We start from the raw sequence: 20,797 nt of genomic DNA on the forward strand, positions 1-20,797 counted from the left end.
GCGTATTAATTAAGCAGCACGACGTTTGATGTTGCCGGAAAGCAGCTCCTCCTTGCGTGCGCGGAACTCGGCCACGGCCTGTTCCTTCACGTGGCCGAAGCCGCGGATCTGTTCCGGCAGCGAGGCCAGTTCGACGGCGTCCGCATGGTTGGCCGCATCCAGCCTGGCCAGCAGCATTTCTACCATCTCGCGGTATTCGCCGATCAGCGCGCGTTCCATCTTGCGCTCGGCGGTCTTGCCGAACAGGTCGAAGGCGCCGCCCCGCAAGCCCTTCATTTTCGCCAGCAGCTTGAAGGCGCCGAACATCCAGGAGCCGTACTGTGCCTTGACCATGTGGCCCTTGGCGTCCTTCCTGGCGAACAGCGGCGGCGCCAGGTTGAATTTCAGGCTGAAGTCACCCTCGAACTGGGTCTTGAGCTGCTCGACGAAGCGGCCGTCGGTGTACAGGCGCGCGACTTCGTATTCGTCCTTGTAGGCCATCAGCTTGGCATAGTTTTTCGCTACCGCCATCGACAGCTTGCTGCCAAGGCCTTGCGCCGATTCCGCGGCGCGCACGCGCTCCACCAGGCGCTTGTAGACCTCCGCATAGGCGGCGTCCTGGTAGCCGGTCAGGTGCTCGATGCGCTTCCTGATCACGCTGTCCAGGCTTTGCGGCATCTGGATCACGACGGTCTGGCCTGGCGTCGCCTGTTTCTCGACGCGCTTGAAGTCCACCGCGGCGCGGCGGCCCCACAGGAAGCTCATCTTGTTGGAAGCGACGGCCACGCCATTGAGCTCGATCGCGCGCAGCAGGGCGGCTTCCGACAGCGGTACGCGTCCCTTCTGCCACGCGTAACCCATCAGGAACAGATTGGTCGCGATCGAATCGCCCATCAGCGCGGTGGCCAGCCTGGTGGCGTCGACGAAATCGACGCCAGCTTCACCGCCGACGGCTTCCAGGATCAGCGCACGTACGTCGCCTAGCGGGAACTCCCAGTCGCGCTGCTGGGCGAAGGTGCCGGTCGGCTGCTCGTGCAGGTTGACGATGGCCAGGGTGCGGCCCGGGCGCATTTTCGAGACCGCGTCCGCCGCGCCGGTGGTGAGGATGTCGCAACCCAGGATCAGGTCCGCTTCGCCGGTGGCGATGCGCTGCGCACGCAGGCGATCCGGGGTCGCGGCGATCTTCACGTGCGAGGTCACCGAGCCGTTTTTCTGGCTCATGCCGGTCATGTCCAGCACCGAGGCGCCTTTTCCTTCCAGGTGGGCAGCCATGCCCATCAGCGCGCCGACGGTGATCACGCCGGTGCCGCCGATGCCGTTGATCAGGATGTTGTACGGATGCTCGACGCTCGGCAGGATTGGCTCGGGCAGCGCGCCCCAGGCATCAATCGCGCCATTCTTGCTCACGCCGGCCTTGCTCTTCTTCAGGGTGCCGCCTTCGACGGTGACGAAGCTCGGGCAGAAGCCCTTGGCGCACGAATAATCCTTGTTGCACGAGGACTGGTCGATCTGGCGCTTGCGGCCGAACTCGGTCTCCTTCGGCAGGATCGAGACGCAGTTCGACTGGATGCCGCAGTCGCCGCAGCCTTCGCAGACCGCTTCGTTGATCACCATGCGCTGGTTCGGATCCGGGAATTCCTTCTTTTTACGGCGACGGCGCTTCTCGGCGGCGCAGGTCTGGTCGTAGATGATGACCGTAACGCCCGGCAGTTCGCGCAGCTCGCGCTGGATGTCGTCCATGTGCTTGCGGTCGTGCAGGGTGACCATGGCCGGCAGGTTCGAACGGTCGGCGTAGCGCGACAGGTCTTCGGTAACCAGCGCAATGCGCTTGACGCCTTCGGCAGCCATCTGCTGGGCGATCATCGGTACCGAGGTCTGGCCGTCGACCGGCTGGCCGCCGGTCATCGCGACCGCGTCGTTGTACAAGATCTTGTAGGTGATGTTGACCTTGGCCGCTACCGCCGCGCGGATCGCCAGGTAACCCGAGTGGAAATAGGTGCCGTCGCCCAGGTTCTGGAACACATGCGGCACTTTCGAGAACGCGGCCTGGCCGATCCAGGGCGTGCCTTCGCCGCCCATGTGGGTGGTCAGCTTGTTCATTTCCGGGTAGATCGAGGTCGCCATCACGTGGCAGCCGATGCCGGCCAGCGCGAAGGAGCCCTCCGGCACCTTGGTCGAGGTATTGTGCGGGCAGCCGGAGCAATAGAAGGCCGGGCGGAAGGGCGTGGTGATCGCCTTCTGCAGCACTGCGTCCTTGGCTTCCAGGAAGGCCAGGCGTGCCTTGATCAGGTCGCGCGTGGTCTCGTCCTTGACCAGGCGCGCGATGCGGCCCGCGATGACGCGCGCCACCTGCGCCACCGAGAAGTCGGCTTTCGGCGGCAGCAGCCAGTCGCCGCGCGGGGCCACCCATTCGCCCTTGTCGTCGAACTTGCCGACGATGTGCGGACGTACGTCGTCGCGCCAGTTGTACAGCTGTTCCTTCAGTTGGTACTCGACCACCTGGCGCTTTTCTTCGACCACCAGGATCTCTTCCAGGCCTTGGGCGAATTCGCGCACGCCTTCCGGCTCCAGTGGCCAGATCATCGCCACCTTGTACAGGCGCAGGCCGATTCTGCCGGCCATGGCTTCGTCGATGCCCAGTTCTTCCAGCGCTTCCAGCACGTCCAGGTAGGATTTACCCGAGGCGATGATGCCGAGTTTGGCGTTCGGGCTGTCGATGGTGGTGCGATTGAGCTTGTTCTCGCGCGCATAGGCCAGCGCCGCGTAGATCTTGTAGTCCTGCATCAGCGCTTCCTGGGCGCGTGCCTGCTGGCCCAGCGGCACCGAGGACAGCCTGGTATTCAGGCCACCTTCAGGCATCACGAAGTCGGTTGGATACTTGACCTCGACACGGAAGGGGTTGGCGTCGACCGAGGCGCTTGATTCGACGGTGTCGGCCAGCGCCTTGAAGGCGACCGCGCAGCCCGAGTAACGCGACATGGCCCAGCCGTGCACGCCCAGGTCCAGGTATTCCTGCACGTTGCACGGGTAGAGCACCGGGATCATGCAGGCCGAGAAGATATGGTCGGACTGGTGCGGCAGGGTCGAGGAGTACGCCCCGTGGTCGTCGCCGGCCACCAGCAGCACGCCGCCGTGCTGCGCGGTGCCGGCGTGGTTCATGTGCTTGAAGACGTCGCCGCAGCGATCCACGCCGGGGCCCTTGCCGTACCACATGGCGAACACGCCGTCGTACTTGCTTGGTCCGATCAGGTCCACGGTCTGGGTACCCCAAACGGCGGTGGCGGCCAGGTCTTCGTTCACGCCCGGGACGAACTGCACGTGGTTCGCTTCCAGGTGCGTTTTCGCCTTCCACAGGGTTTCATCGAGGCCGCCGAGCGGCGAGCCGCGGTAGCCGGAGACGAAACCGGCGGTATTCAGGCCGGCGGCGGCATCGCGCTCGCGCTGCATCATCGGCAGGCGCACCAGGGCCTGGATACCGGACAGGAAGATGTTGCCGGTCCTGGCGGTGTATTTGTCGTCGAGGGTGACGGTGTGAAGGCGGGACGTGTAGTCCGGCGTCACCGCTTGTGGCGTGACGGTATCTGGCATGGGTGTCTCCATTGTGTGGTTCGGTGCTATGGCGCTGACCGCCGGGTAGGCGAGGGCGCTTTTTGACCGCGTGGAGTGTAGGGACTTGGGCCGGCCGAGGCCAATAGGGATTGCGGATGGGGGTATAAGAAAATCTGATGACCGTTATGCGCTCAAGCCACGATCAGCCGCGCACCCGGCCAGGCGCCGCGCGCGCACAGGTCTTCGGTCACTTCGCGCACCAGTCTGGCGATCGCCGCGGCGGCATTCGTCAGCGGGATGTTACGCGACGCGCAGAGCGTGACGTGGCGTGTCACGGCCGGATCGGCGACCGGCCAGGCGGCCATCGCGCCGCGCTCGATGTCGGCCAGCAGCGGCGCCATTGGCAGCAGGGTGGCGCCCAGGTCGGCCAGCAGCGCCGAGCGCAGGATGGCCAGGGAGTTGATCTCCAGCACCGGACCGAGCGCCAGGCCCGCGCCCTGCGCCACCTGTTCGACCAGCGGACGCACACCGTGCTGGCGCGCCGGCAGGATCAGGGTGCTGGCCAGCGCTTCCTGCAAGCTGAGCCTGTCCGTCGCGGGGGCGAGGGAGGAGCCGGCGCGGCAGATGAACATCAGGTCTTCCTCGACCAGCGCGGTACTGGTGAAATGCCCGGCCGGGACTTCGTCGAACAGCACCGCCAGGTTCAGGCGGCCCGACTTGAGCTGTTCGGTGAGGCTGCGCGAAATCTCTTCGGTCAGCTGCAGCGTGATTTCAGGGTAGCTGGCGCGCGTGGCGGTCAGCAGGGGCAGGGCCAGCGCGCCGGAAATGCTGTGCGGCAGGCCGAGCGAGACGCTGCCCGAGGGGCGTGTGGTGGACTGGACCACCGCCGAGCGCGCATCCGCCACCTGCTTGAGGATGGCCTGCGCATGCTCGTAAAAGATCTTGCCGGCGTCGGTGCTGACGACACCATGGGCGGAGCGGTGCAGCAACTGCGCGCCCAGTTCCTCCTCGAGCTGGCGCAGCTGCTGCGTCAAGGCCGGCTGCGCCACATGCAGGACGAGCGCGGCGCGCGACAGCGAACCATGGTCGACGATGGCGACGAAATACCGGAGCTGGCGAAATTCCATCTTTAGAGGTGTATCTGTTGAGCAACAATAGGTGAGTATTGGCAACTAGATTGCTATACTTGATCCTGCCCGTTGGGGCGCCGACATTATTACAGAGCAGAGTAGCAATATGTTAAAAAAGGTGGATGCCTCGCAGTTGAAAATCGGGATGTTTATTCATGATCTCGATTGCGGCTGGATGGACCATCCGTTCGTGCGCAGCCGTTTTCTGCTGACCACCGACGACGAGATCTACAAGATTCGCAATGCAAAGATCCGCGGCGTCGTCATTGACTGCGGCAAGGGACTGGACGTGGACGATGCGCCGACGCTGGCGCAGGCCGAGGCCGCGACCGAGGCGGAAATCACATCGATCGCCGCCAGGCCGGTGATCGTCACCCGCGTCTCGCTGGGCGAGGAACTGCAGCGCGCCGTCCACATTCGCAAGCAGGCCGCCGGCCTGGTGCGCACCGTGATGGCCGATGCGCGCCTGGGCAAGGCGGTCGAACTGGACAAGGTAGGGCCGGTGGTCGAGAGCGTGACCGAATCGATCCTGCGTAATTCCGGAGCGCTGCTGGGCCTGCTGCGCATCAAGAACAAGGACGACTACACCTTCCTGCACTCGGTCAGCGTGTGCGCGCTGCTGGTCGCATTCTGCCGTTCACGCAAGATGGACGAAAACACGATCTACCAGGCCGGCCTGGGCGGACTGCTGCACGACACCGGCAAGGCGCTGGTGCCGGACGCCATCCTGAACAAGCAGGGCCGCCTGACCGACGAAGAATTCGACATCATCAAGCGCCACCCGCGCGACGGCTACGACATCCTGGTCAAGACGCCGGAAATCGGCGCGATCCCGCTCGACATCACGCTGCACCACCACGAACGGCGCGACGGCAGCGGTTATCCGGACAGGCAGGCCGAGGGCGGCATCAGCGAACTGGCGCAGATGGCGGCGATCGTCGACGTCTACGACGCCATTACGTCGGACCGCTGCTACCACAAGGGCATGCCGGCCGCCGAAGCGCTGCGCAAGATCTACGAGTGGAGCAAGTTCCACTTCAACCCGACGCTGGTCCAGGAGTTCATGCGCTGCGTCGGCATCTACCCGGTCGGCACCCTGGTGCTGCTCGAATCCGGCCGCCTGGGCGTGGTGATCGAACCGCACGAAACCAGCCTGCTGACGCCGAAAGTGAACGTTTTCTTCAGCACCAGGAACCAGACTTATATCAAGCCGCAGACCCTCGACCTGTCCAAGCCGCTTGGCTTTGGCGGCGGCGACAAGATCCTGCGCCACGAGTCGGCCGAAAAGTGGAACGTCAATCCGTTGCGGTTCATGAACATCGCCTGACATTGCGGGCGCATCGCGCCGGCATGCGCGAACGTGCGTGGAATCGTCGGTGCACCGACCTCCAGCGTGGAGGGCGAGATGTTCCGGGCAGATGAACACCTGGACGATGCGCTCGCCTTCGCCCGGGCCCACCGGGCGTGAAAGCGCTTCAGAAGAATTCGGCGGTGTCGTTGGTGGCGATGGTCTGCAGCAGTCCGTTGGCTACCAGTTCCTCGTAGTGGCAGGCGCGGTTGCGCCCGTTGGCCTTGGCGAAGTACAGGGCCTGGTCGGCGTGGCCAAGCGTGACCACCGGCGAATCGGTGGCGCTGATGCTGGTGAAGCCGACACTCACCGTCACCTTTCCGACCTGCGGGAACACATGCGCTTCGACGTTGGTACGGAAGCGGTCGATGATCTTGCGCGCATTCTCGAGCGTGGTCGAGCGCAGCAGCACCACGAACTCTTCGCCGCCGAAGCGAAAGACCCGGTCTTGCGCGCGGAACGACGACTGCAGCAGGTTGGCGATCAGGATCAGCACTTCGTCGCCGTACAGGTGGCCGAAGCGGTCGTTCACCAGCTTGAAATGGTCGACGTCGACCACCGCCAGCCACTGCTTTTCTTCGGCCCCGTGCTGGCGCCGCTCGGGCTGACCCGGCATCAGGGGCTCGGCGTCCGCGCTGTGCAGCATGCGCGCCAGCTGGTCGTCGAAGGTCTTGCGGTTGAGGAGCCCGGTGAGCGAGTCGCGCTCGCTGTAGTCGAGCAGGCTCTGGAAATTGCGGTAGACGCTGACGATCCCGGTGATCAAGTGCATCGCGTCCGCCGTGAACCTGTGGACGTGCGCGATCTCGAGGCAGGTATCGGCCTGGTCGCCGAACCAGACCGGTAGCCACAGGCGGCGCAGTCCGTCGTCGCCCTCGCCTTCCGCACGCGAATCGTGACGTTCGAGGCAGTGCGCCAGTGCGGGAAATGCGGTAATCGGTTCGCCCGGGCTGGCGGCGTCGTGCAATTCTTCCGGGCAGGCCACGCCGCCGAGACGGATGCAGGCGCGCGAGCGGACGAATTTTTGACCACACACGGTGGCGATGGTCAGCACCCGGGTCTGAACGGCACCCGCCAGTTCCTGTACCGCCGAAATCACGGAGATGTCGAGCATCGTGTGATCGCGGTGACCAGTCATGTCCACCATGTGTCGCAGCAGGGAATCCATGTCTTCTACAGGAACAGAGTCAGGCAAGGTACAGCATGTCGGTACTGCGGAGGCTGGCGGTTTTTTGTAGCGGCCAAGAAAATAGAATAAGCCTTTTTTGTATTAGAGGCAACTATTCTTAACAAGATTTATCTTTTTGAGCGTGTTTATGCGGGATGTTTGGCGAAGACGAACACATCCCTTCCTCTAGCTGTTCTTTTTAATTTCCACATGGAAAGCTTGCCGGACGTCAACTTACCGTGCGGCACTATTCGTTACAGTGAACTCACTGACTGACGTAGTGAAGGCAAGGAAAAGACGGGGCCCCGTCTGTCAGTGAGTCTTCCCCACTTTATCAACCACCACAAAGGAGTTGTCATGAGCACGATTCGCTCCGCAATCAAAGCGTTTGTTGCCGATGAAGACGGTGTGACGGCCATCGAATACGGCCTGATCGCTGCACTGGTCGGTGTCGCGATCGCAGGCGCGGCCACCTTGATGAGCACCGAGCTCAAGAACATGTTCGGTTACATCGGCACCGAACTCGCGAAACGTCCCACTTGATAGACGCCGACGCCTGGCGCCAGTCGCGGCCAGGCGTGGTTTATCGAGAAAGTCGTGTTGTAGTCATCAACCTCACCATAAGGAGTTTGTCATGAACACCATTACCTCTGCCATCAAAGCTTTTGTCGCTGATGAGGGCGGTGTGACGGCCATCGAATACGGCCTGATCGCTGCACTGGTCGGTGTCGCGATCGCAGGTGCGGCCACCGCAATGAGCACCCAGCTCAAAGGTATCTTCAACTACATCGGTACCGAGCTCGCGAAACGTCCGTCCTGATCGTCGCGCAAGTCCCCGGTGCCATCCGGCCCCGGGGGCTTTTTTTTTCGGGGAGCGAATCATGCTTGTTGCACCTTATCTCGATACGCTGCTGTTGCTCCTGGTCGCCGCCGCCGCCATCAACGACCTGGTAAGCCGCCGCATCCCGAACCTGCTGCTGCTGAGCGGCCTGATCGGCGCGCTGGTCTTGCACGCGTTATCGCCGGAACCGGGCGCGGCCTTGCTCGCCTGTGTTGGCGGCGCCGTTCTCGGCTTGTCGTTGTTCCTGCCTTTTTACCTGCTGCGCAGCATGGCCGCAGGGGACGTCAAGATGATGGCCACGGTCGGCGCGTTCACCGGTCCGGCCGTCGCCTTCCACATTGCGATCATCGCCTGGTGCGCCGGTGGCGTCATGGCCCTCGCCATCATTGTGTTCCGTGGCCGGTTGCGGCTGGCGCTGAAGAACCTGTCAGGCATCCTTCGCAACGCCCTGCTGCGGCTTCCGGCAGGGAGCCAGACAGTGACGGAAAGCGCCGGCTCCATGCCCTATGGCGTGGCGATTGCGGCCGGCACGATCTACGTTGTCATGAGCGCTTACGCTTGACTTTGTACCAAGCCCGCTTCCTTGCTGGGGCTCAAATGGGGAAGGGGAGCTGATGGCTAGAATCAATTTAACAAATGTAAGAAATGTCCGCATCCCGCAGGAGGTTTCCCCATGGAAGTGTTATCAGCGCCCTTGTTGCCAGCTGTCTCCGAAGGACCGCTTGCGGCTGCGCCTGGCGGCGGGTTGACGGAAGAGCCTGCGCCCATCCTGCCGCGCCAGCCGCGCACTGTGCGCGACACCGGCCTCGACCCGCGTTTCGCTACTGCCCTGCTCATCAAAACCCTGCACGCCGGGGGCAAGACGGCACTGTCTGTGCTGACGGGGCGCCTGCGCCTGTCGATCAGCGTGGTGCGCGAAGTGCTGCAGCAGCTGGTCGCCGAGCAGCAGATCGAAGTGGCGTGGTGCGGCGACTCCGACATCGATGTGCACTACCAGTTGACCGCCTTCGGGCAGCGCGCCGCAGCCGACTACCTGGCTGAATCGCGCTACGTGGGGCCGGCTCCGGTGACGCTGGCCGCTTACCGTGCGCTGGTCGAGAGCCAGTCGCTGCGCCATCCCGCGGCCCCGCGCGTCACGCCCGCCGAGCTGCAGGCCGTGCTTGCCGAGGATGGCATCGAGCCTTCGGTGCGTGAACTGATCGGCGCCGCGCTGCATTCGAACCGTCCAATGATGCTGTACGGCCCGTCCGGCAGCGGCAAGACCACGCTCGCCCGCAAGTTGGTGCAACTGCGCCAGGAACCGATAGCGGTGCCCTACGCGGTGCTCGTCAATCACGAGGTCGTGCAGCTGTACGATCCGGCCCTGCATGCGGCGCCGCTGCAGTCGCGCATGATGGAAGAGCGGCGCAGTTGCGACACACGCTGGGCACTTTGCCAGCGTCCGCTGGTGCATGTCGGCGCCGAACTGGCGCGCGACACGCTGGACCTGCGTGCCGAGGCGGCCAGCGGGGTGCTGCGCCCACCGCCGCACCTGTTGGCGAACAACGGCCTGTTGGTGCTCGACGACCTCGGCCGCCAACGCGTACCGGCCGCCGAGGTCCTGCACCGCTGGCTCGGCGCACTCGAGCGCGGTGTCGACCATGTCGCAGTACCTGGCGGGGCAAGCCATGCGCTGCCCTTCGACGTGTCGCTGGTGCTGGCCACCAGCCTTGCTCCCGAATCGGTCCTCGATGAATCCTGCCTGCGCCGCATCGGTTACCGGATCGCGGTCGGTCCGCTTCCCGAGCCGGCCTACCGCGCCCTGGTACGGCGCCAGTGCCGGCTGCGCGGCATCGATCCCGACGAAGGCACGATCGACTATCTGATCAACGAACTGCACCGCCGCACCCGGCGTCCGTTGCTGGCAGCCTGGCCCCATGAGCTGTTGGGCCGGATCGCCGACTTCGCCGGCTTTGCCGGCCGCGAACCGCGTTTCGACGCGGACAGCGTGGCCCAGGCCTGGAGCAGCCTGTTCGGCGCCAGGGCGGCACTGGAGCCAAGCAACCTGGGAGAGATGCGATGAAAAACAAGCGTGCAGTAATCATGATGACGCTCGCGATCCTGTTTGGATTGGCGGCCGTGGTGATGGCCTCGCGCTGGCTGCTGACGCAACCCGCGGCAAGCGCCAGTCGCATCGTGGTGGCGACTTCCGACATCAACTTGGGGCAGCGCCTGACGCCCGACATGCTCAAGCTGGTCGAGTGGCCATCCCGCAGCGTGCCGAAAGGCGCCTTCGACGACCCGCAGAAACTGAGCGGCCGGGTACTCAAGACCAGCATCCTGACGGGCGACCCCGTGAGCGAAGCCAAGCTTGCGCCGGAGGGCACACTGGGCGGGCTGTCTGCGCTGATCACCGAAGGCAAGCGGGCCATCACGGTGCGCGTCAACGACGTGATCGGCGTGGCCGGTTTCGCATTACCGGGCAATTACGTGGACATCATCGTCAGTACCGAAACAGAGGCGCCGCCCCAGGCCACTGTCTCGCGCGAGCGGAGCATCTCGAAGATCGTGCTCGAGCGGATCCTGGTGCTGGCCGTGGCGCAGGAAGTCAATCGCGACGAGACCAAGCCCAAGGTGGTGAACGCCGTCACGCTCGAAGTCACTCCCGAGCAGGCCGAAAAGCTCGACCTGGCGCGCAGCGTCGGCACGCTGTCGCTGGCACTGCGCAATCAGATCGATCCGGCCGCGGCGGAGACGACCGGCGCCACCAAGCAGAACCTGTTGCCGGTGGCCGCGCCGGTGCGGCCGGTATCGATGCCGGCTCCGCCATCCCGGCCGCGCGTGCAGGTCCCGCGCCCGGCGCCGGCGCCGCAACGCGAATGCGTCAAGGTCATCAATGGCCTGCACGCTTCCCAGGAATGCTTCTGACCTTCTCTTGAACCGGGATGGATGCCATGAACAGACGCCTCAACTTCACACAGCTAGCAGCCGGCCTGGCGCTGGCCGCCAGCGTGCCTGCCCACGCGGCCGCCCCCGCCGTACCAGCGGGCGCCTCGCCTGCCGCCGCCAGACCAGCGGCCAAGGCCGCCGCACCCAAGCTCGCCAGGACGACGCTTGCGCGCTCCCAGCCGGTCGCGGGTTGCAGTGGCGAGGCCGCACGTCCTGCCGCCATGACGCTCAACATGGGCAAGTCGACCATGCTGCGCCTGCCCGAGAAGGTGGTCCACCGCAGCGTCGGCAATCCCGACATCGTGCAGGCCATGCTGGTGGCGCCGGATACGCTCTACATTGCCGGCGTCGACGTGGGCAGCACCAACATGATCGTGCAGGGTAAAAGCGGCCTGTGCAGCGTGATCGATATCGTGGTCGCCATGGACCCTGCCGGGCTGCAGGGGACCTTGGCCGCGCTCATGCCTGAAGAGAAGGACATCCGGGTGTCCGCCGCCGCCGATTCCCTGGTGCTGAGCGGCACCGTCAGCGATACCAGCGCGATCGCCCGTGCCGTGGAGCTGGCCGGCGCCTACGTGCAGCGTCCGCTGCGCCAGCTGACGGCTGCGGGCGGCAAGGACAACGACGGTGTGCTGGACACCACCAACAACACCGGCGGCGGCACGGCCAGCGCCAGCACCCGGGTGATCAACCTTCTGAACGTGAGCGCGCCGCAGCAGGTGCAGCTCGAAGTGAAGATTGCCGAAGTGTCGAAAACCCTGCTCGAACGGCTCGAAGCCAAGGCCCGCTTCAGCTTCGGCGGCGGCAGCTGGACCACTACCCTGGTATCGAACTTCCTGAGCGGCCGCGCGCTCCCCGGCGAAGAGTCGCTCCAGACCAGGGGAGGCCGGCTGGTAGGCGACGCGAACAAGCAGGACAGCCTGGTGCGCGTGCTGGCCGAGCCGAACGTGCTTGCGATCAGCGGCCAGGAAGGCACCTTCCTGGCCGGCGGCAAGTTCTATATTCCGGTTGCCCAGGACGACAAGAAGATCACGCTCGAGGAAAAGGAATTCGGCGTTGGCCTGCGCTTCACCCCGACCGTGCTGGCAGGCGGCCGCATCAACCTGAAAGTGGCCCCGGAGGTATCCGAACTGTCACGCGAAGGGATTGGCGTATCGGCCACCGGCATCGCCGGCACCGCCATCCTGCCGCTGGTGACGACGCGCCGGGCCAGCACCACCGTGCAGCTCTATGACGGCCAGAGCTTCGCCATCGGCGGCTTGGTCAGGAATAACCTGGTGGCCAACCTGGAAGGCCTGCCGATGCTGGGTGAAGTGCCGATCCTGGGCGCGCTGTTCCGCAGCACCGATTACCAGCAGGATCGCACCGAACTGGTGTTCGTGATCACGGCCCGCCTGGTCAAGCCGTTGCCCGGCGCCGCTTACTCGCTGCCGACCGACAAGGTGGGCGTCCCGTCGCGCGCTGGAGTCTTGCTCGGCGGCCGTCTCGAAGGGGCCGCACCGGCCCAGACCACCGCGGCCGCATCCACCTTGCAGCCGACGGCGCCCACTGCGCAGACCAGCTCCGGCTTCGAACTCAAATAGGAGACTATCGTGAAGACGATCCGCTTGATGTCGCTGGCGCTCGGGCTGGCGTTCCTTGGCGCCGGCTTGCAAGGCTGCGCGCAGACGACACCGCAGTGGGACCGGCAGTTCGGCGTGGCCACACGCAGCAACCTGGCCGCCCAGGTGCTCGATCCCGCTGCCGCGGCCAACACGAATCCGGCTACCGGTATCGACGGCCGCGCCGCAAAAGGTGCCCATGACCGCTATCAGCAAAGCTTCGCGCAGCCGGAAAGCGCGCCGCCTGCGCTCATCATCAACGCCGGCGGCGCGCGCTAAGCGCGCCGCTTCTCTCCTGCCCCAACGGAGTCGCCACGAGGCTCGCCCATGAAAGCGCTACTCATCAGCCGTGACAGCCAGCTCTACGCGGAAATCGCCTCGCAGGGCGCCGCGCGCGTGCCGCCGCTGAACCTCGGCGCCGTCCGCGCCAGCCTGCGCGAAGCACTCGACCGACCGGAGTCCGACAGTCCGCAACTGGTCATTGTCGACGCGACCGACATCGAGCCGTCCGAAGCCGCGCTGCTCGAACGTCTCGGCCGCCAGTACCCCGAGACTCACCTGATGCTGTTGACCGACCAGCACCAGCCGGATCTCCTGATCCGCGCCATGCGCGCCGGCGTGCGCGAAGTGCTGCAGCTGCCCCTGGCGCATCGCGCCTTCCATGAATCGATGGACCGCATCTCGGCCGCCGCGGGGGTGTCGGCCCTGCGCGACGGGAAGATCCTGGCCTTCATCGCCTGCAAGGGTGGCAGCGGAGCCACCTTCATCTCGACCAATTTCGGCTATGCGCTCGCCACGCTGGCCGCCAAGAAGGTGCTGCTGATCGACCTGCACGGTCAGTTTGGCGATGCCGCATTGTATGTGTCGGACCAGAAGCCGACCATGACGCTGTCCGACGTCTGTGCCCAGATCGCGCGCGTTGATGGGCCATTCCTCGAGTCTTGCCTGGTGCACGTGACTCCCGGCTTTGGCGTGCTTGCTGCTGCCGACGACTCCGCCCACGGCAAGGAAGCCAAGCCGGAACATATCGACACCATCCTGCGCGTCGCGCGCCAGTACTACGACTACGTGCTGCTCGACGTCGGCCGCCAGATTGACGCGGTATCGCTGCGGGCGTTGGACGTCACCGATACCATCTATCCGGTGCTGCAGCTGGCGCTTCCCGACATCCGCGATGCGCGCCGCCTGCTCGACATCTTCCGCTCGCTCGGCTACGTGCTCGACCACATCCGCCTGATCGTCAACCGCTACGAGAAGGGCGGCAAGCTGCGCCTGCAAGACCTGCATGCGGCGCTCGGCTGCGAAGTGGTGCATACCTTCCCCAACGATTACGTCGCCGTCACCGATTCGGTCAACCAGGGCGTGCCGGTGCTGCAACTGTCCCGCGCGAGCGCGGCCGCGCGCAGCCTGGCCGACATGGTCGACCTGGTAACCACCCGCCGCGTCCAGGAGAGCAGGGGCTTGTTCGACCGGCTGTTCGGCCGCGGCGAGTCTGACAACTGAGCGGGCGCCCGGTCGCCGACGGAACCACTCGATCGAATCGATAAAGCGGAGCAATCCATGTCCTTACGCGAACGCCTTGCAATTCCCGTCCACGAGCGCCAGCCCGGCGCCGCCCCGGCCGAGGCGGGCAACCAGGCCTACCAGGAGCTGAAGAAGCTGATGCACCAGATGATCCTGGACCGCATCGACCTCGAGCGCCTGAAACGCCTCACCGCCGAGCAGTTCAAGCACGAACTGGCGCTGCTGATCCAGCGCATCATCGAGGAGGAGCGCATCGTGCTGAACCAGCACGAGCGTCATCACCTGGTGCTCGACATCCAGCATGAGATGCTCGGCTTCGGACCGCTCGAGCCGCTACTGAACGACCCGACCGTATCGGACATCCTGGTCAACACCGCCAGCAAGGTGTACGTCGAACGGCGCGGCAAGCTCGAGCTTACCGACATCAGCTTCCACGACAATGCCCACCTGATGAAGATCATCGAGAAGATCGTTTCGCGGGTAGGACGGCGCGTGGACGAGTCGAGCCCGATGGTCGACGCGCGCCTGCCGGACGGCTCGCGAGTAAATGCGATCATCCCGCCGTTGGCGGTGGACGGACCGCTGCTGTCGATTCGGCGCTTCGGCACCAGCCCGCTGACGGTGCAGAACCTGCTCGACTACAAGAGCCTGACCCCGCCGATGATCCGGGTGCTGGAAAGCCTGGGCGTGGCCAAGGTGAACATCCTGATTTCCGGCGGTACCGGCAGCGGCAAGACCACGCTGCTCAACCTCATATCCGGCTTCATTCCGGCCAACGAGCGGGTGGTGACGATCGAGGACGCCGCCGAACTGCAGCTGCGCCAGCCGCATGTGGTGCGTCTGGAAACCCGCCCGCCCAACATCGAGGGGAAGGGCGAGGTGACCCAGCGTGCGCTGGTGCGCAATGCGCTGCGCATGCGTCCCGACCGCATCATCCTGGGCGAGGTGCGTGGTGCGGAAGCGCTCGACATGCTGCAGGCGATGAATACCGGCCACGAAGGTTCGCTCGCGACGATTCACTCGAACGCCCCGCGCGATGCGCTGGCGCGGCTGGAAAACATGGTCAGCATGGCCGGCGTGAGCCTGACCGCGCGGGCGATTCGCCAGCAGATCGTGTCGGCGGTGACGGTGGTGGTGCAGGCGACCCGCCTGACCGACGGCACCCGCAAGGTCGTCAGCCTGCAGGAGATCACCGGCATGGAAGGCGACATCATTTCGATGCAGGAGATCTTCCGCTTCGAGCAAACCGGCGTCGATAGCGACGGCAAGGTGCAGGGCCGCTTCAGCGCGACCGGGGTGCGTCCGCGCTTCGCCGACCGCTTGAAGATGTACGGCGTGCCTGTGCCTGAGGACACCTTCGATCCCGACCGGATCTTCTAGCACAGGAGGAGGCATGGACGCACTGTTCTACGCTTTTGTGGTGTTCCTGTTCGCGGCGGTCATCCTCGCGATCGAGGGCGCTTACCTGTGGTGGATGGGCACGCACGGAAAGGCGGCACGTCGCGTCGCGCGCCGCCTGCAGACCATGTCAGGTTCGCCCGAGCGCAGCGGCGAGCGGATCTCGATTCTCAAGCAGCGCTCCTACAGCCACAACGCGACCTTCGACCGCCTGTTGCAAAGGTTTGCACTGGCAAACCGGATCGATGCATTGCTGGTGCAGGCCGGCGTCGCCACCACGGTGCAGCAGTTCATGGCCTGGTCGATCGCCTGCATGGCGGCCGTCGTGTTGCTGACGCTTGCCTGGCCATTGCCGGCGTCCGCGCGCCTGTTCCTCGCCGTGCTCGGGCTGTGTGTGCCGTGGCTGCTGGTGCGCCGCGCCCGCACGCGCAGACTGATCCACATCGAGCGCCAGCTGCCGGAGGCCGCCGACTTCATCGCGCGCGCCCTGCGTGCCGGCCATTCGTTCAGCAACGTCTTGCAAATCGTCGGCAACGAACTTCCCGAGCCGCTCAGCGGGGAATTCCGCATTGCCCGCGAGGAGATCAATTACGGTGTGCCGATCAACGAAGCCTTGCATGCGATGGCCGCGCGCATCCCGTTGACCGACCTGCGCTACCTGATCATCGCAGTGCTGATCCAGCGCGATTCGGGTGGCAACCTGGCGGAAATACTAGGCAATATCAGCCAGATCATCCGTGCGCGCCTGAAACTGGTGGCACACGTGCGCGTGCTGTCGGCCGAAGGACGGATGTCGGCCTGGATCCTCGGGCTGCTGCCGTTCGCGGTGGCGGCCATGATGCTGCTGACGAATCCGGAGTACGTCAGCATGCTCTGGACCGATCCGGCTGGCGAACGCATGCTGTGGTACGCAGCCGCCATGCTCGTCGTCGGCTTCCTCTGGCTGCGCAAGATCATCCGTATCCGGATCTGAGGCGATCATGAACTCTTCCCAGCTGCTGTTCCTGCTTGTGGTCCTGTGCGTCGTCTTCGGCCTCGTGTGGCTTGGCCTGGCACTGTTCGCGCCGCTGGCACTGCGTGAGCGACTGCGCCGCTTCCTCGGCAGCGCCGAACCGAGCCAGCTCGATGCCGGCGGCGGCTGGGTCGAACGGATCGCCAGCGTGGCCAAGCCGCTGAGCAAGCTCTCGGTTCCTGAAGAAGGCTGGGAAAAATCCAGTTTGCGCACGCGCTTCATGAACGCCGGCTGGAGAAACGCGTCCGCCCCGACACTGTATTTCGCATCGAAGACCGGGCTGGCGCTGGCGCTGCCCGCGCTGGTGGCGCCGCTTGCCATGATCTATCCGGCGGCGTTCAGCGGTGCGCGGCTGATGGCGCTACTGCTGGTCACGGCATCGCTTGGCTACTATCTCCCCAACATCGTCCTCGAACGCATCGTCAGCCGGCGCCGACGCGAGATTTTCGAAAGTATTCCCGATGCGCTCGACCTGTTGACGGTGTGTGTCGAAGCCGGCCTGAGCCTCGAGCGCGCGATGGTGAAGGTCGCCGCCGAGATCCATATCAAGAGCGTCGTGCTGGCGCAGGAGCTGCAGATCGTCCTGATGGAAATGCGGGCCGGCTTCAGTAAAGAAAAAGCCTTGCGCAACTTCGCGCTGCGTTCCGGCGTCGAGGACGTGGACACCCTGGTCGCGATGCTGATTCAGTCCGAGCGGTTCGGCACCAGCGTGGGCGATTCGCTGCGTGTGCACTCCGATAACCTGCGCTACAAGCGGCGCATGATGGCCGAGGAGTGCGCCGCCAAGATTGGTCTGAAGCTGCTGTTTCCCCTGATCTTCTGTATTTTCCCGACGCTGATGATGGTGTTGCTCGGTCCCGCTGCCATCCAGCTGATGCGGACCGCGAGCAGCCTGTCCGGCTTGCGATGAACACGATGGAGCCTGTCATGCGAACCTCACCCTTTCTTACCCGTCTGGCACTGCTGTGCGCAGGTGCGAGCCTGCTCGCCTGTGCCCCGATCGGCGGACGCGCCACCTTCGATACCGCCAGGCCGGTGGCGGACGAGGCCTACCTCGCCGGCCGCAACCATCATCTGGCGCGCCGCTACGACGAAGCACAGGCCGCCTATGAAGTAGCACTGCAGGCGGCACCCGGTCACGTGAATGCACGCAACGGCCTGGCCACCCTGTACGCCGAACGGCGCGATTTCACCGCCGCGATCGCCTTGTGGCGTGCGCTGACCGAATCGCTGACGCTGGCCGCGGGCCCCGGCAAGGCCTATTTGTTCAGCAACCTGGGACATGCCTACTTCCTCAGCGGCGACTATGACAATTCCCTGGTTGCGCTCGAGAAGGCTTGCCTGCTCGATCCATTGAACCACCGTTCCTGGCAGCTGCTCGGCGAAACCCTGCGCAAGCTCGGACAGGAAGAGCGCGCGCAGCAGATGCTGAGCCAGGCAGCGGCCCTGCGCGCCCATGACCTGCGCGCCGACTACGTCGCGGCCGGGGGCCAGACCTCGGTGGCGGCCATCGACCGCGCACTCAAGACACCTGAACAGCAGGAGCCGGGCTGGGGCCAGGTGCGACTGCATGCTGGCGCCGACGGCATGCTGGAGCTGCGGCGCGACCCGGTGCCGGCAAGCCCGAGCGCACCGGTCCCGGCGGTGCCTGCCGGCAGCCCGCCATTCCTCGCGCTCGTTGAAATTCGCAACGGCAATGGCGTGCCGGGGATGGCGCGCATGTTGTCGCGCCAGGTCGGCACTGGCGGGCTGAAGGTGACCCGGCTGTCGAACCAGCCGGGCTTCGGCGTGCGCCGCACGCGCATCGAATTCGAAGCCGCTCACCGCGCCGCCGCCGAGCGCCTGGCCGCCCGCTTCGGTGAGGCGCAGTTGCAGGAAGTGGCAAGCTGTGCGCCGGCCAACCTGCGTGTCGTGATCGGGCGTGACATCGCACGGCGCGGATTCGCGCTGCGGCCTGCGCAGCCGGCCGGAGATGCTGCGGCACCGGTATTGGCAATGAACAAACCTGATTAAAAAAAGGTCCGTTTGCACGTTTGTCCAGCATCAAATGCTGATCAAAGGCACCCGAGAGAATAGGCTGGTCTGCCTACACTCGGGAGTCTTCCATGAACCTTTCCTACCGCCTCCATCTCATCCTTCTCGGCCTGGTGCTGGCAATTCTCACCGCTTGCGCGCCTTCCGGCACGCATCGCGGCACCGGCCAGTACATCGACGATGCCGCCATCACCACCCGTGTCAAGACGGCGTTCGCCACCGACCCGCAGGTCAAGGCAACCGAGGTCCAGGTCGAGACCTTCAAGGGAACGGTTCAGCTCAGCGGCTTCGTCGACTCGGCCGAGAGTGCCGCCCGGGCGGCGCAGATCGCCCGCGACGTCCCCGGCGTGCAGGAAGTGCGGAACAGCATGGTGGTCAGGGAAGAGCGCCGCTAGCAGGGCGCGATCTCGTGGCCAAGCGCGTTTCCGGCGCATCAGCCTGGGTCGCCTGAGCGTGCAGGGCGAGGTCCGCGCCGCTCAGGCCTGCGTTCGCTAAGCGGCTTACTTCCAGGCCACCTTACCCATGCCGTTGGTGTTGGCGTGGCGGCTGGCCGGGTTGCCATACACCGTGGCCGAACCCATGCCGCTCAGGTCGACCTCGGCTGCGCGCGTTGCGTGTACCGTCGCGCCACCGAGACCGGTCAAGTCGAGGTCGACCGTCTCGGCGCGCAGGCCTTGTGCTTCCAGGCTGCCGACGCCGGCCAGCTTGGCGCGCAACAGTTTGCTCTCGCCCGTGACGCTGATGCGGCCTGCACCGCGCAGCTTGAGGTCGACGCGTTCGGCGCGCAAGCCGTTCAGGGCCAGGCCGCCGACGCCGCCCAGCCGTGCGTCGACATTGCGGTAATTGCTGTTCATCGTCACCGAGCCGGCGCCATCGAGGGCCACCTGGATTGCGTTGCCCGAGAAGCCATTAACGGTCGACGTGCCCACGCCCTGCGAGGTGAATTCGGACAGGTTCGGAACGGTCAGCTCGGCGCGTAATTTCTCGTGCATGTCGCCGCGATGGGTATTAAAAGATTCGGTACCGATTTCCAAGGTGTCGCCGCGCTGCGAGGTCGTGATGCGTTGCACGTAGCGGCGCTCGCCCGACACCACGAGAGAGGGCGTATTGCCCTGGCGCAGGACGAGATCGACGATGCCGTCCAGCTTCACCTTCGTGATCCTGGCATCGACACTGCGGTTCTCGCGAACGACATCATCGGCGAAGGATGGGCTGGCAACCAGTGCGAGCGTGGCGGCGACGGCGGCTGCACTCAACAGTTTTTTCATGCTTGTTCTCCGGTAGGGTGGCGATGGAAGCACTATACGGCGCTGCCGGATCGCACCCGGAGCGATTGCGATGAACTGCGCAATCTGCGGTCTGGAGCGTAGAAAAGCCGGAGCAATCGCGCCGGAACGACGCTGGATCCGCCCAGGCAAGCCGGCGCCACCGGGCTTGCACGGGCCGGCCACGCCGTCCGGACGCCTTATTGCGCAGGCGCGCTGCGCCGGTACACGCGCACATAGTCCACCAGCATTTGCTGGGGCAGGACCGTCGTGCCGTCCGGATAACCGGGCCACTGGCCGCCGACGGCCAGGTTCAGCAGCACGAAGAAGGGATGCTCGAACACCCAGTCGCCCTTGACCAGTTCGGGGCGGGCCGTGTGGTACAGGATGCCGTCGCGATACCAGCGGATTTCGCCGCGCTCCCATTCCACCGCGAACACGTGGAAATCGTCGGCATAGATGCCGCTCGCCAAAGGCGAGGGCTTGCCGAAGGCCTTGCCGCCCGAATAGCCCGGTCCGTGCACGGTGCCGTGCACGAGCGCCGGCTCCTTGCCGATGTTTTCCATGATGTCGATCTCACCGCTGTGCGGCCAGCCGGCTTTCTCGATGTTCGCTCCCAGCATCCAGAACGCCGGCCAGATGCCCTGGCCCTGCGGTATCTTGATGCGCGCCTCGAAGCGGCCGTGCATCTGTTCCATCAGTCCGGCGGTCTTGATGCGTGCCGAGGTGTACTCGCTGCCTTGATGGCGTTCGCGCCGGGCCTCGATGACGAGCATGCCGTCCGTGACCCGAACATTTTCCGGCCGGTCGGTGTAATACTGCAGCTCCTTGTTGCCCCAGCCGTGGCCGCCGGTCTCGGCCACCCATTTCGTGCGGTCGAGCTGGCTGCCGTCGAACTCATCGCTCCAGGCCAGGGTCCATCCGGCAAGTTGGGAACTGCTGGCCGCTGCGGCGGAAGCGGCGCTGGCGGGCAGGGTGGCTGGCGGCGTGGCGCAGCCGACGGCGGCCATTGCGAACAGCGCG

At 65.1% G+C, this 20,797-nt stretch carries 19 protein-coding genes; 14 read left to right on the top strand and 5 right to left on the bottom strand.

What is annotated here, in order from left to right; translation table 11 throughout:
- Positions 1-9 precede the first annotated feature (9 nt).
- Both IM543_01935 and IM543_01940 read right to left on the bottom strand, forming a co-directional pair.
- Positions 10-3,567 carry an indolepyruvate ferredoxin oxidoreductase family protein gene (locus IM543_01935; GenBank protein QOY94702.1) on the bottom strand — a complete coding sequence of 1,186 codons (3,558 nt, stop codon included), beginning with the start codon at positions 3,565-3,567 and terminating at the stop codon, positions 10-12.
- 152 nt (positions 3,568-3,719) lie between these two features.
- Positions 3,720-4,655 carry a LysR family transcriptional regulator gene (locus IM543_01940; GenBank protein ID QOY94703.1) on the bottom strand — a complete coding sequence of 312 codons (936 nt, stop codon included), beginning with the start codon at positions 4,653-4,655 and terminating at the stop codon, positions 3,720-3,722.
- 109 nt (positions 4,656-4,764) lie between these two features.
- Here IM543_01940 and IM543_01945 point away from each other — a divergent pair, with 109 nt between their 5' ends.
- Positions 4,765-5,985: an HD-GYP domain-containing protein gene (locus IM543_01945; protein QOY94704.1), complete on the top strand. Its 1,221-nt coding sequence runs from the start codon at positions 4,765-4,767 to the stop codon at positions 5,983-5,985.
- A 148-nt stretch (positions 5,986-6,133) separates the two neighbouring features.
- Here IM543_01945 and IM543_01950 read toward each other — a convergent pair whose 3' ends face one another.
- A complete protein-coding gene (locus IM543_01950; protein ID QOY94705.1) occupies positions 6,134-7,171 on the bottom strand; it encodes a GGDEF domain-containing protein in 1,038 nt (345 codons plus the stop codon).
- Between the two features lie 357 nt (positions 7,172-7,528).
- On the opposite strand from IM543_01950, the gene IM543_01955 reads away from it, so the two are divergent.
- From IM543_01955 to IM543_02015, 13 genes are all read left to right on the top strand, one after another.
- Positions 7,529-7,714 carry a Flp family type IVb pilin gene (locus IM543_01955; protein ID QOY94706.1) on the top strand — a complete coding sequence of 62 codons (186 nt, stop codon included), beginning with the start codon at positions 7,529-7,531 and terminating at the stop codon, positions 7,712-7,714.
- Between the two features lie 91 nt (positions 7,715-7,805).
- Entirely contained in the window at positions 7,806-7,991 is a 186-nt protein-coding gene (locus IM543_01960; GenBank protein ID QOY94707.1) for a Flp family type IVb pilin, read from the top strand.
- Positions 7,992-8,052: 61 nt separating this feature from the next.
- Positions 8,053-8,574 (top strand): prepilin peptidase, encoded by a 522-nt coding sequence (locus IM543_01965; protein QOY94708.1) that lies wholly within the window; start codon positions 8,053-8,055, stop codon positions 8,572-8,574.
- Positions 8,575-8,685: 111 nt separating this feature from the next.
- Entirely contained in the window at positions 8,686-10,074 is a 1,389-nt protein-coding gene (locus tag IM543_01970; protein QOY94709.1) for an ATP-binding protein, read from the top strand.
- The gene (gene cpaB / locus IM543_01975) at positions 10,071-10,919 is read left to right on the top strand and encodes a Flp pilus assembly protein CpaB (protein QOY94710.1); all 849 of its coding nucleotides are present in this window, start codon (positions 10,071-10,073) and stop codon (positions 10,917-10,919) included. Before IM543_01970 ends, cpaB begins: the two co-directional genes overlap by 4 nt.
- Positions 10,920-10,945: 26 nt before the next feature.
- Positions 10,946-12,523: a type II and III secretion system protein family protein gene (locus tag IM543_01980; GenBank protein QOY94711.1), complete on the top strand. Its 1,578-nt coding sequence runs from the start codon at positions 10,946-10,948 to the stop codon at positions 12,521-12,523.
- A 27-nt stretch (positions 12,524-12,550) separates the two neighbouring features.
- Positions 12,551-12,820 carry a hypothetical protein gene (locus IM543_01985; protein ID QOY96477.1) on the top strand — a complete coding sequence of 90 codons (270 nt, stop codon included), beginning with the start codon at positions 12,551-12,553 and terminating at the stop codon, positions 12,818-12,820.
- Between the two features lie 48 nt (positions 12,821-12,868).
- On the top strand, positions 12,869-14,044 hold the full coding sequence (locus tag IM543_01990; GenBank protein ID QOY94712.1) for an AAA family ATPase: 1,176 nt from the start codon (positions 12,869-12,871) through the stop codon (positions 14,042-14,044).
- A 57-nt stretch (positions 14,045-14,101) separates the two neighbouring features.
- Positions 14,102-15,445, top strand: a complete 1,344-nt coding sequence (locus tag IM543_01995) for a CpaF family protein (GenBank protein QOY94713.1) — start codon at positions 14,102-14,104, stop codon at positions 15,443-15,445.
- 13 nt (positions 15,446-15,458) lie between these two features.
- Positions 15,459-16,436: a type II secretion system F family protein gene (locus IM543_02000; protein ID QOY94714.1), complete on the top strand. Its 978-nt coding sequence runs from the start codon at positions 15,459-15,461 to the stop codon at positions 16,434-16,436.
- Positions 16,437-16,443: 7 nt separating this feature from the next.
- Positions 16,444-17,385: a type II secretion system F family protein gene (locus IM543_02005; GenBank protein ID QOY94715.1), complete on the top strand. Its 942-nt coding sequence runs from the start codon at positions 16,444-16,446 to the stop codon at positions 17,383-17,385.
- A 17-nt stretch (positions 17,386-17,402) separates the two neighbouring features.
- Positions 17,403-18,488 (top strand): tetratricopeptide repeat protein, encoded by a 1,086-nt coding sequence (locus tag IM543_02010; protein ID QOY94716.1) that lies wholly within the window; start codon positions 17,403-17,405, stop codon positions 18,486-18,488.
- Between the two features lie 92 nt (positions 18,489-18,580).
- Entirely contained in the window at positions 18,581-18,904 is a 324-nt protein-coding gene (locus IM543_02015) for a BON domain-containing protein (protein ID QOY94717.1), read from the top strand.
- 105 nt (positions 18,905-19,009) lie between these two features.
- Here the strand turns inward: IM543_02015 and IM543_02020 are convergent, their stop codons facing one another.
- Together IM543_02020 and IM543_02025 are read right to left on the bottom strand one after the other, a co-directional pair.
- Positions 19,010-19,765, bottom strand: a complete 756-nt coding sequence (locus IM543_02020) for a DUF2807 domain-containing protein (GenBank protein ID QOY96478.1) — start codon at positions 19,763-19,765, stop codon at positions 19,010-19,012.
- 209 nt (positions 19,766-19,974) lie between these two features.
- The gene (locus IM543_02025; GenBank protein ID QOY96479.1) at positions 19,975-20,784 is read right to left on the bottom strand and encodes a glycoside hydrolase family 16 protein; all 810 of its coding nucleotides are present in this window, start codon (positions 20,782-20,784) and stop codon (positions 19,975-19,977) included.
- Positions 20,785-20,797 lie beyond the last annotated feature (13 nt).

Origin of the sequence: Massilia sp. UMI-21 (assembly GCA_015277795.1) — a bacterium.
In the GTDB taxonomy this organism is placed as follows: domain Bacteria; phylum Pseudomonadota; class Gammaproteobacteria; order Burkholderiales; family Burkholderiaceae_D; genus Telluria.